General features: G+C 63.1%; 12 protein-coding genes. 4 read left to right on the top strand and 8 right to left on the bottom strand.

Annotated features, from left to right (window positions below):
* Positions 1–140: 140 nt before the first annotated feature.
* Positions 141–464, bottom strand: coding sequence for a LysM peptidoglycan-binding domain-containing protein (locus AC51GT_RS03405; RefSeq protein ID WP_496327854.1), 324 nt, complete (start codon positions 462–464; stop codon positions 141–143).
* Positions 465–822: 358 nt separating this feature from the next.
* Here AC51GT_RS03405 and AC51GT_RS03400 point away from each other — a divergent pair, with 358 nt between their 5' ends.
* From AC51GT_RS03400 to AC51GT_RS03390, 3 genes are all read left to right on the top strand, one after another.
* Positions 823–1,758: an aldo/keto reductase gene (locus AC51GT_RS03400; RefSeq protein WP_496323969.1), complete on the top strand. Its 936-nt coding sequence runs from the start codon at positions 823–825 to the stop codon at positions 1,756–1,758.
* A gap of 403 nt (positions 1,759–2,161) precedes the next feature.
* The gene (locus AC51GT_RS03395; protein ID WP_496327853.1) at positions 2,162–3,334 is read left to right on the top strand and encodes an alkane 1-monooxygenase; all 1,173 of its coding nucleotides are present in this window, start codon (positions 2,162–2,164) and stop codon (positions 3,332–3,334) included.
* 23 nt (positions 3,335–3,357) lie between these two features.
* The gene (locus AC51GT_RS03390) at positions 3,358–4,518 is read left to right on the top strand and encodes a lipid II:glycine glycyltransferase FemX (RefSeq protein ID WP_496327852.1); all 1,161 of its coding nucleotides are present in this window, start codon (positions 3,358–3,360) and stop codon (positions 4,516–4,518) included.
* Here the strand turns inward: AC51GT_RS03390 and AC51GT_RS03385 are convergent.
* On the bottom strand, positions 4,493–5,374 hold the full coding sequence (locus AC51GT_RS03385) for an alpha/beta hydrolase fold domain-containing protein (protein ID WP_496327851.1): 882 nt from the start codon (positions 5,372–5,374) through the stop codon (positions 4,493–4,495). The two genes, AC51GT_RS03390 and AC51GT_RS03385, sit on opposite strands and share 26 nt — an antisense overlap.
* Before the next feature lie 954 nt (positions 5,375–6,328).
* Here AC51GT_RS03385 and AC51GT_RS03380 point away from each other — a divergent pair.
* Positions 6,329–6,817 carry a hypothetical protein gene (locus tag AC51GT_RS03380; RefSeq protein WP_496327850.1) on the top strand — a complete coding sequence of 163 codons (489 nt, stop codon included), beginning with the start codon at positions 6,329–6,331 and terminating at the stop codon, positions 6,815–6,817.
* A gap of 24 nt (positions 6,818–6,841) precedes the next feature.
* On the opposite strand, the gene AC51GT_RS03375 is transcribed toward AC51GT_RS03380, so the two are convergent.
* From AC51GT_RS03375 to AC51GT_RS03350, 6 genes are all read right to left on the bottom strand, one after another.
* Positions 6,842–7,003 carry a hypothetical protein gene (locus AC51GT_RS03375; protein WP_496323964.1) on the bottom strand — a complete coding sequence of 54 codons (162 nt, stop codon included), beginning with the start codon at positions 7,001–7,003 and terminating at the stop codon, positions 6,842–6,844.
* Positions 7,004–7,030: 27 nt separating this feature from the next.
* Positions 7,031–7,606 (bottom strand): hypothetical protein, encoded by a 576-nt coding sequence (locus AC51GT_RS03370; RefSeq protein WP_496327849.1) that lies wholly within the window; start codon positions 7,604–7,606, stop codon positions 7,031–7,033.
* Positions 7,607–7,935: 329 nt separating this feature from the next.
* Positions 7,936–8,670 (bottom strand): glycoside hydrolase family 16 protein, encoded by a 735-nt coding sequence (locus tag AC51GT_RS03365; RefSeq protein ID WP_496323962.1) that lies wholly within the window; start codon positions 8,668–8,670, stop codon positions 7,936–7,938.
* A 137-nt stretch (positions 8,671–8,807) separates the two neighbouring features.
* Entirely contained in the window at positions 8,808–9,764 is a 957-nt protein-coding gene (locus AC51GT_RS03360; protein ID WP_496327848.1) for an SDR family oxidoreductase, read from the bottom strand.
* Entirely contained in the window at positions 9,764–10,777 is a 1,014-nt protein-coding gene (locus AC51GT_RS03355) for a bile acid:sodium symporter family protein (RefSeq protein ID WP_496327847.1), read from the bottom strand. Before AC51GT_RS03355 ends, AC51GT_RS03360 begins: the two co-directional genes overlap by 1 nt.
* Positions 10,774–12,081, bottom strand: coding sequence for a flavin-containing monooxygenase (locus AC51GT_RS03350; RefSeq protein ID WP_496327846.1), 1,308 nt, complete (start codon positions 12,079–12,081; stop codon positions 10,774–10,776). Before AC51GT_RS03350 ends, AC51GT_RS03355 begins: the two co-directional genes overlap by 4 nt.
* Positions 12,082–12,317: the final 236 nt, after the last annotated feature.

The following is a 12,317-nucleotide window of genomic DNA, read 5'->3' as shown; positions in this document are numbered from 1 at the left end:
TGCCCGGTTCATTGCCCCGGGTCCTACCCTCCGCCGCTACGAGCGGCCTATCGCCGAGAGGCGCATTGACGGGCACCGTCCTCGAACAGAGCCGCCGGCGAAGACCGCGGGCACCTCGCAGCTGAACGCAACTCGTCGGTTCAGAGGTCGAGATCCGGCATCCGGAGTATTTGACCGACCTCGATGAAGTCCCGATCGGAGATGTGATTCGCTGCCGCGATCAGCTCGGACATCGAGCTGTCTCCGTAGAACGTGTCCGCCAATGCCGAGAGCGTGTCACCGGCAACCACTTTGTACTTCTTGGTCAGTCCCGGGATCATCAGGATTTGGCCGATCCTGATGACATCCGGATCGGGCAGGCTGTTCGCGATCGCGATCACCTCGAACAGGCCGGCATCGCGATAGAAGCGCTTTGCCAATGCCGACAACGTGTCTCCTGAAGTCACCTTGTACTTCTTGGCCATGATCATTCCTCTCGTCTTCGATTTCCGCGACGCCCGTGAGCGGTACGCGCGTCCTCAATCGTGTTCGGGCCGCCGTCCCCGGTCACGGGTAGCGCGCTACCCGAATACCCGGCCCCGGAACGCGCGACGACGGGTAACAGCTTGATCGAGGCTGCAAATGTGTGGCGCGATGTCCCGACTGGCGGCAATGATATTCTGAAATTTCAGAACATAATTCTTGGCGCTTACCAGGCCGGAACCCCATTCGATCGGCGATGCAGGCCGGCGTGCCATTCTCTGCACAGCTCGGTAAGTCGTTGGATGCAGCCCGCTCCATGCCCGCGCAGATCGACCACATCAAATAACGGAGAACACACACATGACGCGTATCGGCACCTCGGATCTCGATGTCTACCCACTGACCCTGGGTGGCAACACCTTCGGCTGGACCAGCGACCCCGCAACCTCCTTCTCGGTGCTCGACGGCTACGTTGCAGCAGGCGGCAATTTCATCGACACGTCAGACAGCTACACACGGCCAGGTAAGCCAGACGGTGACTCGGAAACAATCCTCGGCCAGTGGTTCCAGAAACGGCAACGGCGTGACGACGTTGTACTTGCGACCAAAGTCGGGCTGCGAGAGGACGCCTTTGGTCTGGCTCCAGACAACGTGGCCCGGGCCGCGGAGGCCTCACTGACCCGCCTGAACACCGACTACATCGACCTCTACTTCGCGCACTACGACGATCCGAAAACACCGCTGGTCGAAACGATCGCCGCGTTTGATGCCCTGGTCAAGTCGGGAAAGGTCCGCCATGTCGGGATCTCGAATTACTCCGCCGAGCGCGTGGCCGAGTGGCTGACGGTGTGCGAGGACAACGGATTCACCAAGCCCATTGCCCTGCAGCCCAACTACAGTTTGCTGGCACGTGAGGGCTTCGAGGCAGGCATGAGGCCTCTCGCCGAGAAGTTCGACCTCGCCGTATTTCCCTATTGGGCATTGGCCAGTGGATTTCTCACCGGCAAGTACCGAACCGAAGCAGACCTCGAGGGAACCGATCGCGGGCCATTGGCCGGCCGATTCTTCAGCGCCGCCGGGCTCGCGGTGGTCGACGAACTCGACACCATCGCACAGGCCCACGACGTCGCCATCGCGACCGTTGCCCTCGCGTGGACGCGGCAGCAACCGACGATCGTCGCACCCATCGCCAGTGCCCGCATCCCGGAACAACTCGATGCGCTGCTCGCATCTACCGACCTGACTTTGACTGCACCTGAACTAGATCGGCTCGACAGCATCTCGTCGGCACGCTGAAACCGCGCTCCCTCACAACTCTGCACCAATGCCACCGCGCCATTATTAATGGTCTGATGTTTTTCGCTTCACTCCATTACTCGATAGCTGCGCAAAAAGCAAAATGTAACAACCGAATACCCCGGCTTCCGATCTTTCACTGGAAATAACTCTCAAGCGCCGAGTAACGTTACCGACGGCTATTGAGAACATACATTTGTGAACTGGTTCAGTCGGACTGAAAAACATGACCCCCGCGGGCACACTCGATACCTGATATTGGGAAATCGAGTTGTTGCCGCATGTCAGTTTTACAGCGCCACGGAAGGAATCCGCGGGGATGGATGCGTGTGACGATCGCAGCAGCCGAGGCGACTCTGTGCTGTCGCACGCTCGGCACAACAGTGACGGCGAAGGCCCAGATGTGAGGGATGTTCCTCCCTGGAAGGACTCGAAGCGTTACCTATGGCCGCTGTGCCTCGTTGTGCCCGCGGGTCCTTTCCTCGCCTGGTTGCTCGCACACAGTGTGTCCGGTGTGCTCTGGGGATTTGGTGGTTACCTGCTGCTGGTCGTCGTCCCGCTTCTCGACTTGCTGTGGGGGCCGGATCACGATGGCCCGCCGGATAATGCTGTGCGGGCGCTGTCGGCGGACAAGTATTACCGACGGTGTACGTACGTTTTCGTCCCACTTCAGTACGCCGGGTTGTTCTTCGGCTTTTGGTGCCTGGCATATGCGCCCATGACAACCGGTGAGCGTGTGGGCCTTTCGATCACACTCGGAATGAGCGCAGCGATCGGGATAAACGTCGCGCACGAGCTGGGCCACAAACACGAGAAGCTCGAGCAGGGTCTCGCGAAGATCGCGCTGGCACCGTCGTTTTACGGCCACTTCTACGTGGAACACAACGCCGGCCACCACGTTCGGGTCGCTACGCCCATGGACCCGGCGAGCGCGCGATTCGGCGAGTCTTTGTGGCAGTTCTATCCACGTGCGCTGGTCGGGGGCCTGACCTCGGGAGTACAGCTGGAGGCGGCGCGACTAAACCGGCAAGGGCGCCGTTTCTGGGACTGGCGCAACAACATTCTGCAGTCGTGGTCGGTGAGCCTGACCCTCCTCATCGCCGTGGTCGTCGTGTTCGGTTGGACCGTGGCGCCGTGGTTCTTACTGCAGGCGTTCATCGGCATGCTGGTTCTCGAAGCGGTGAATTACATTGAGCACTACGGGTTGCTGCGGGCGCCGGGCCCGGACGGCAGGCTGGGGAAAGTGCGTCCTGAGCACAGCTGGAACGGCGATCATGTGGTCAGCAACCTGGTCTTGCTGAACTTGCAGCGGCACTCGGACCACCACGCGCGCGCCGGTCGTCGGTACCAAACCCTGCGCAGTTGCAGCGATGCCCCGCAGTTCCCTGCCGGCTACGCCTTGATGGTGCTTTTGGCTGTATTCCCGCCATTGTGGCGCAAGGTCATGGATCCCCGCGTACTGGCGCACTACGACGGCGACCTCACCCGGGTGAACGTGCACCCGCCCAAGGCCGAAATGCTCGCGCGCCGTTACGGGGCCACGTTTGCCGACAGCTCGGAAAGGTGGACCCGGTGACGGTCGTGCGACGGACTCCCCCCGTGCGTGAACCCCGAATCGGCGAGTCAACGGAGGTGCGTTTCGCCACCGAGGACGAGATCCGTAGGTGGGACGAACTGATCCTGCAGAGCCCGGACGAGGGCACCGTCTACCGCAGCAGCGCCAACATCGATGGCATGGTCCTGCAGGGCGCAACGCCGGTCTATCTGGTGGTTGACCGCTTCGCGGTGACCGCCTTCCGGGTGGACGTGCCGTTCGCCGGCTCACTGTGGGTGTTGTTGGGACCCCCCGTCGCCGACGTTCACGAGCTGATTCGCGCCTCCCGTGCAGTGGCAGCATTCGGGGCGCGGAACGGAATCACCGCGGTGCGGGTCCGTTCTCAACTGAAAGCGAACCCGGACGATGAGAAACTGCTTCGCGCACAGGGGTTTGCACGTGTACCGACCTGGCTCGACGACAGCACCGTCATCGTGGATTTGCGAGGTTCTGAAGCGGATGTTCAAGCCCGTTTCAAGAAGCGGGCCCGCAAATCGATCCGGCGGGCAATCCAGGAGGGTGCGACCGTGGATCGCGTTCCGGCCACCGACGCCAATTGTCGGGTGCTCTACGAGATGCTCGACGCGACCAGCGGAGGCCGGTTCGCCATCCCTGATCTGGCGACTTCGACCGCCCTGTTCCAACGGTACGAGGCCTCCGGTCACGGTCAACTGTTCCTTGCCCGGCACGACGGTGAGGTCGTCGTCGGCGCATTCGTCGCAACGTTCGGCACGAACGCGCTCTATCTCGGCGCGGGCTCGGTTCGGAAGCGTCCAGGTGACCCCAACTTCTGCGGGTTGGGGGGAAGCCGAGCGTCGTACGCCCTGCAATGGGAGATCATGCGCTGGGCCCGCGAGCAGGGATGCGAGCGGTACGACCTCGATGGGACACCGTCGTCGGCGACCATCGCCGACGACTCCCATCCGCGCCACGGGGTGGGTCAATTCAAGACCGCATTCAGCAACGAGATCACGGACTACCTCGGCGCCTACCAGATTGCGGTACGGCCCTGGCGCGCCTGGGTCATTCGGCAACTCGAGATATCCGCGGGCCGGGTGGACCAGTCGCCACTGCTGAACCGCCTGCGCGGACGTCCGGTGCGACCGAACCCGGATTACGTGTGGCTACGCCGAAAGCCGATCATGCGGCTCGGAGGGAATCGATGATGGCACGCGTGGCCGCCCGACCTTCGGGAGTCGGCGTCAACGGATAGATGTGCAGACCCGCGTGGCAGGTGTTCAGTTCGACCACCGACCCGGCGGCCGTGGCCCGCGCATGAAATCGTAACGCGTCGGGGTAGAGCATGTCGCGGGTGCCGATGTGCACTTCGGTCGGTGCCAGTCCTCCCAGCTCTCCGTAGAGCGGACTCACCGAAGGGTGGGTGAGTTCTCTGTCGGGAACCCAGGCCCGGGCAGCCATGTCGAGCGAGATCCTGTTCAGCCACGGGTCGTGACGCTCCAGGCCGGCGATATCGGGATTACTCAGAGACAGATCCAGCCACGGAGAGATGAGGATCAACCGGCTCATCGGGGACAGGCCACGATCCCGGACAGTCTGTGCCAGTAGCAAAGCCAGTCCTCCGCCGGCGGAGTCGCCGATCAAGGCCCGGGGTGTGTCTGGATGCTCCGTCGTCCACCGCTCGTACACCGACAGGAGGAAAGGAAGCGCGTCGTGATGGTTGAAGCGTGGTGCCAGCCCGTAGATCGGTACCTCGACACGCATCCCGGCGTCGGCCAGGCGTCGGATCAGGAGCCAATGCTGCGTGCTGATCTCGTTGACATATCCCCCACCGTAGAGATAGAGCACAGAGGTGGTCGAGGTGACATCGCGTGCGGTGACGCAGTAACTCGGAAAGTTCTCGTGCCACCGACGCGTCACCGAATGCGTGGCGTACATCGCGGCGGGCGGCTCCGCGGGGACTTTGGGCCGGTCGATGTGCCGGCGAGCCTGCTCGGCAATACCGGTCCGCGACAGCCTCTTGAGCCGTAACGCGGCGCCGAGTACTTGCATCTGAATGCTCATCTGTGACAATCGTACCCAGCTGGCGCACCGGCAATTGACGTTGATACAGAGTTTTCGGTATCACCCATCGCTTGTTTTGTGAACAACGATGCAAGGCCAGGGATGATCAGACTTTTTGCGTGAGGGATATCACACGGCGCTTCGCGCCTCCACCACTCAAACGCGCCCCCGATTGAGCTGTCGCTCCCGATGTCGGCGTATTTGGTTTCGCTTCGGTACGAGGTGGCGATCCGGCCAGGCGTCGGCTCGTCGAGGCCTAGACGCAGCAATAATCGTTTGTCGTAGCTGTCAAAGGTGGTGCCGCCCAGGAAAGTCACTGGGCGACACCACCTGCGGTCAAGGGTCAGCCGCCTCTCGGCGACTCTGCGGTGGTTGTCTCCAAGGTCTCCAACCCACGAATCGGGTGGGGACCACGGAATCCATCAGCTAACTCGATAGGCACCTCCTCGACATCGTTCAAACAGCAAGGTCGGGAACACCACAGCCTCGGACACGAGCTCGATGACAATGACCATAGGTAACGCGGGTCAACGCTCGCTCGTCAGCTGGATACGGGTTCGATGGAACTGGCAATATTCGAAGGTTCGAACTCGATAAGCCACCTCCTATATCACTCACGGGCCGCCACCCTGGCGGGCGACCAGTCACTTACAAGAACCGTTTTAGCACCCTGACCCATTGACTGCAACAATCCCCCCACGGGACACGCCGCACACGAAAGCTGTTGGTGCACAGGGCCACTGATTCGCAGCAAAGACAGCGCGCCTGCATGATCAAGAAATCGCTGGTCAGGAGGGCGTGGTCGAAACAGACGGCACCGACGCCATTGGCCCCCTGGTCGTCGGCGGGCCGAACGCTGACCTGGTGGCTGGTCGAACACTGAGCGTTGTGCCGCAGAGAATGAACGGCGGCCGATAGAACTGCGCGATGCCAGGGACGTGACATCATTCAGCGATGGGTTGGTGGCAGTCGGCAGCAGGCGGCGCAGCGGCAGGAGCACTCACCGGCGTGGCCGCCATGACAGCCTGGTACTTCATGTTCCCGCCCGGCGCACCCGAGCAGTACTTCGTCGCTCTCGGCGGTTCCGACGCCGAATATGCAACGCTCGCCGTTGATCCAGGAATCGTCGTCAAGATCGTTGTGTTCTTCGGCTTCGTCGGTGCCGTGATTGCGTTCGGTCTCGCGACCCTTCGGCGACGAGTCCCCCACCCACAGCAGCGCGTTTTCGACGCAGCGTCCGCCGTCGGGGTATGCACGTTCGCCGGTGCGGCGCTGACCGCGGTCGTCTACCAGGTAGCCCACGAATTCAAGTCCAGCAATTCACCGGGTCACTGGCCATCCGCGCAATACGACTACCTCGTCCCGCTGATGCCGGTAGCCGGCTTCCTGGTCGGTCTTATCGGGGCAGCAACGTGGCTGAGCCGCCATTCCACCGCCCGATAGTCAGCTCGATCCGGAACGCCGTGGTCAGTTCGGTATACCGAATATCAGCAGCGAGGCCAGCCCGGCGAGGACCGCCACCACGGTCAACCATCCCATCCACCCTGGGCCGGGCTCCTCATCGCGCAGACGAGTATCAGCGTGCAGCACTGGCGATGTCCAGGGCAACGACGAGGGGTCGTGGCTCATGTTTCTCTCCTTTCGGGTGGACGCTTCTCACGCCGTGGGAAGCTCGAGATTCAACTTCGGGTGGTGGCGGCCGCGCGGCTGCAATGCCCCAACCCAGAGTCCGTCGACCACACTCGCGACGAAGATGCTGCTATCGACCTGGACGGTCGTGCCCAGATACAGGCGCCCGTTGACGACCATTCGGCCGCGGCCGAGTATCGGCAAATAATCTTCTGGCGGACCAGGATTGGCTATCACGTCCGCCACGTCCCACGGGAATGGATCATGATCACTCGAGTCTCGGACCGCTTGCACGGAGTTCTCCAGTAGCAGTCCGGGGTACAGTCGGCGCTCGATTGGATCGGCATCGGGTTCGGCTGAGGAATGCGTCGAGACCGTCGTCATCCAGATGCGGTCGTCGTCATCGTAAGCCCACCGGGTCACATCCTCTGTACCGGACGTTTCGGTAGGACGCCACCGCGCGATCGGGTCTGTAAACCACAAGTTGGGAGTGCCTTTGAGCCGCGTCACACCGGTCGGCTCACGGAATGAAGCCGTCATGCTCCTCTCACTCTCTCCATCCACCACACCGGCAGGCAGTTCAGCACCACTCACATCAGCCATTGTTCGTGTGGTGACAGTCCAAGGTGGTGCCGCCTAGAAATTCAACTGGGCGACACCACCTGCGGTAACGGGTCAGTCGCCTCTCGGCGACTCAGTATGAGTAGTTGTCTCGAAAGGTCGCCAACCCGTGATCAGGTGGGGACCGAGGACTCCATCAGCTGACTCGATAGGCACCTCCTCGATCACTCGCGGGCCGCCACCCTGGCGGGCGACCAGTCTCTGCAAGATCCGTTTTAGCACTCTGATCCACTGACTGCAACATTTCCGCCAAGAGACGTCCAACACGCGAAAGCTGTTGCTGTACAGGACTAGTGGCCAGACAAGCTGAGCTAGATTCCGTACTCGGCGACCCGCTCGACGAACATCTGCCCCGCCGGGAACGTGATACCGCCGAAGTTGTCGAGTTGCAGTGTCAGGTGCATCGGCCGCGGCGGGAGCCGGTCGACATCGGAGCTGGTGGCCCAGTTCCTTCCGTCCAGGAAAACCTTGATGTGTTGTGGCGTCCACTCGACGGCCCAACTGTGCCACTGCGACGAGTTCACGATCGTGTGATGCTGCTCGAGCCCGTTTTGAGGACCGTAGTGCAGGAAGTAGCTGGCCGTCTGCCGCGTCCCGTCTGAGATCTCCATGAAGTCGACTTCGCCGCCCGCCGGCCAATCCTCCGCATCGGGCCACAGGAGTGCCGCTGCAGTCCACGCCGGACCGGCGATCGTCGACCGCGCACAGATTTCCCAGCGCCCGTATTTACGGCCGCCCCACTTCGGTGCCAGCCCACCGGAATTCCCGGCGGTGTCGGCGGTGATCACCAGACTTCCGCCGGACACACTGACCGCATCGGGGGTACGCCGCCCGTTGTTGTCGTGGCCCGGGCCGTCGTAGAGGGCCCACCGGTCCAGCGATGCGGCGCTGTCGAAGTCGTCGGCGTGCTCCGCGGCGCCCCATCCGTGTTGGGCGGCAGCGGTCGTCGTGCAAGATGGTGATTCCGACGAGCCCAGCGCCATGGCCGTCGGAGGTGTCACCGTGACCAGCCACAGGGGAATGAGTCCAGCGACCACTCCCGCCACGTGTCGAAGTGTGCGCACGCCAGCCATATCCGTCAGCCTCCAAGACTTTCCGAGAATCCCCCCGTGAGAATGACATTACTTTTCGTTGCTCCCACCGGATCACCCCCGGTCCGTGTACAAGGAGGATCGACGATCGGCTAATGGGCGCGCTCCACACCCGGATGGGACGCCAGGTACGCCTCGAAGCACTGTGCGGACGTATGGGCCGGGGTGTATCCGAATACGCCTTTCAATCTGTCGTTGGCCAACACCGGGCGATAGCGAAGAAAGCGGACCTGGGCCGGCCCGTGCGGGGTCAGGCGCAGTGCGCGAGCGACCCAGAGACCGGCCGCCAGCACCGGCGCCGGAAGGGTCAACCGCGGCTTGCCGAGTCGCGCGGCGATCTGCGCAACGGTCAGCGCACCGTCACCGGCAACGTTGTAGATACCGGCCGGGCCATCGGTGGCTGCCCGGACCATCGCGCCGGCCACGTCGTCGACCCAGACGAAGACGAACGGTGAATCCGAACCCCGCACGGCCAGAATGCGTTTCCCATCCCACAGTGACGTGATCTGGTTGGCGACGTCGGGACCCAGGATGGTGCCGATCCGGAACACGACCTGTTCGAGTTCGGGGTGGGAGACGCGGGACTGCGCCAACATCTCCTCGACGATCCGTTTGTGCTTGGAATACGGGAACTCGTCGTTGCCGCGCACCGGCGTGTCCTCACTGATCCAGGCCGGACTGTCCGCGTGATAGCCGTATGCCGCCCCCGAACTCGACACCACGATGCGCCGAACCCCCGCCGCCTGGCAGGCGCGCACCACGTTTTGGCTGCCGATCACATCCACGCGGTACTCGAGCTCGGTGTCCCGGCCCGGATTGACGATGGCAGCGAGATGGACCACGACGTCGATCTCGTGTTCACGCAAGAGCGGTTCGATCGTCGCGGCGTCGGTGACATCGCAGAGGACGTCGAGCACGCCGGGCCGTGGATGGTCCGGGATCCGAAGGTCGCCGGCGACCACCAACTCGACGTCATCGCGGGCCGCCAGCTCACGCACCACCACCGATCCGAGAAAGCCGGCTCCACCGGTCACCAGAACACGCGTCATCACGACACCCCCCGATCAGTTGGGTCACCGTCGACCGAGAGTCCCCGGCTCCGCTGTTCCCTTGCGGACCGTCCGGTGGCATCCCCCTTGTCCGAACCGGTTTTACGCCGAGTGTGTCGTCCCCACAGCGTCGCCAGGATCAGACCCGCGATGATGTCCCACACGCCCCACCATCCGGCCACCACGGCCATGCCGCCCAGACCGTCGAAGAAGGTCATCACCAGGCCCAGACCGAGACCGGCGTTGCGGATCCCCACCTCGAACGTCATCGCCTTGCGCTCACGGGTTCCCAACCCACCGACCGCGGCGGTACTCCAGCCGATGGCCAGCGCCACCGCATCATGGATCGCCACGACGACGAGGATGATGCCCAGATGTGCGACGAAGACATTCCAGTTGCCGAGCAGTGCGGCCACGATGAAACCGACCAAGGCCAGCAGGCCAACCCATTTCACGAAAGGTTGCACCCGATCCGCGATCCGCGGATAGGCGGCGCGCAGGGTCAGTCCCACCGCAAAGGGCACTCCGATCACCAGCGCGATCTCGACCAGCATCTTTGCCGGCTCGAGATGCACGTCGGTCAGCAGGTCACTGGCCTCGGGGTGCAGTGACCCCCAGAACGAAATGCTCAGCGGCATCGCGGCGATGTAGATCAGGTTGCTGACCGCCGTCATCGACACCGACAGCGCCACATTGCCTCCGGCGCGATGGGTGAGGACTTGAGAGATGTTGCCCGGTGGGCAGCAGGCCACCAACAACATGCCCAATGCCATCGACGCGGTCACCGGCAAGATCAGCGTGAGCACAAACGTGATCGCCGGCAGCACCAGCAATTGGGCGGCGATCGCGATCACAAACGGTCGAGGATGAGTGGCGACGACCCGGAAATCCTTCGGTGCGGTATCCAGCGCGATGCCGAGCATGATGAATGCCAGCACCACGCTCAGCAACGTCAGCGAACCCTGCGAGAAGTTGACGGTGACCTCGTCGATCTCGGCGGCCAGGGCGGTCATCGCCTGTCCCCCAGGCCCGCTGCGAGATTCGCGGTGGCTTCCCGCACCGCACTGCGGTACGCGTCCTTGTTGACGTAATAGGCCATCCGGGCCAGTCCGAGATACCGGTAGCCCGCAGTGAGATCGGGCCATTCCTGCTCGCGGACGCGGCGCCTGAAAGCCTCGGCGCTGCCCGGATCGTGTTCAACCGCGTGGAGATAGGCCGCGATCAGCTCGGCCTGCTCGTACCGTCCCTGCCAGCCCAGCCCGGACGCCTCGACCATGCCCATCACGAACAGGCCGGACACTGCCGGCGGGAAGATGTTGAGGAACAGTTCCGGGGCATCCCCGGTCCAATTGAGCTCGCTGCGGTCGACAAACGGGTAGTCGAGCCGGTAGCCGGTGGCCAGCAGGACCAGGTCATAGTCGGCGCTGCGGCCGTCACGGAAATGCACTGTGCTGCCGTCGAACCGGTCGACGTCGGCACGAATACCCAGGTCGCCCTGGCCGAGATGCTGCAGGATCTGTGTGTTCACCACCGGATGGGACTCGTAGATCTTGTAATCCGGCTCGGGAAAACCGAACTTCACCGGATCGCCGGTGAACAGCTTCAGGAGCCGCGCGTCGATGAACTGTTTGATCGGGCGGGGCATCGGCTTGCCCTGGTTGAGGGTGTCCGACGGACGGCCGAACAGGTACCGCGGCACGAAGTAGTAACCGCGCCGCACACTCATGTCGACGGCAGCCGCGTGATGCACTGCGTCGACGGTTATGTCGCAACCGGAGTTGCCCGCACCGATCACCAGCACCCGCTTGCCGGACAGCTGCGAACCGCGTTTGTACTGGCTCGTGTGCATGACCTCACCGGTGAATGTGCCCGGAAACTTCGGCACATTCGGTTCGGCCAAGGTGCCGTTGGCCGCGATGACGCCATCGAAGAGTTCGGTTCGCCCGCCGTCGGGTCCGGTGACCGTCACCGCCCACCGGCCGTCGGCCGGTTCGGCGCGTTCGACCCAGGTGTCGAACTCATAGGAATCGGCGAGACCGAAGGTGTGCGCGTAGTCCTCGAAGTAGCGCTGCAACACACGGTGGCCCGGATAGTCGACATCGCACTCCATCGGGAACTCGGTGAACTCGGTGGTGGTTCGCGAGGAGATCAGGTGTGCCGACTCGTAAACGGTGCTTCGCGGGTTGTCGATGTCCCACAACCCGCCCACCCCGGAGGCGGCTTCAAAGCCGGTGAACGCGATCCCGGCCGATTGCAGCGCCCGCGCCGCCGCGAGCCCACTGGGACCGGCGCCGATGATGGCGTACCTCTTGTTCACACACTCACCCAACTGTTCAGCGGTCGACGGCGGCTCAGGAGTCGGCCGCGCCCTGCGATGATCGCGATGCCAAATTGTGCACCATCGAGGGGGTCCGGCGCCGCTGAGCGCTCACCTGCCCCTGAAAACGCCGCGACCTCTACTGTTGGCCGCGTGAACAGGACCGATCGCCAGAAGTACACCCCGGGCGGGAATCCCTCAGGCTCCGACACTCGATTGGTACCGCGAGTGCGTCG

Source organism: Williamsia sp. z34 (genome assembly GCF_059553395.1).
Note: the sequence above shows the minus strand (reverse complement) of the source record. Positions and strands in the feature narration are given on the sequence as shown.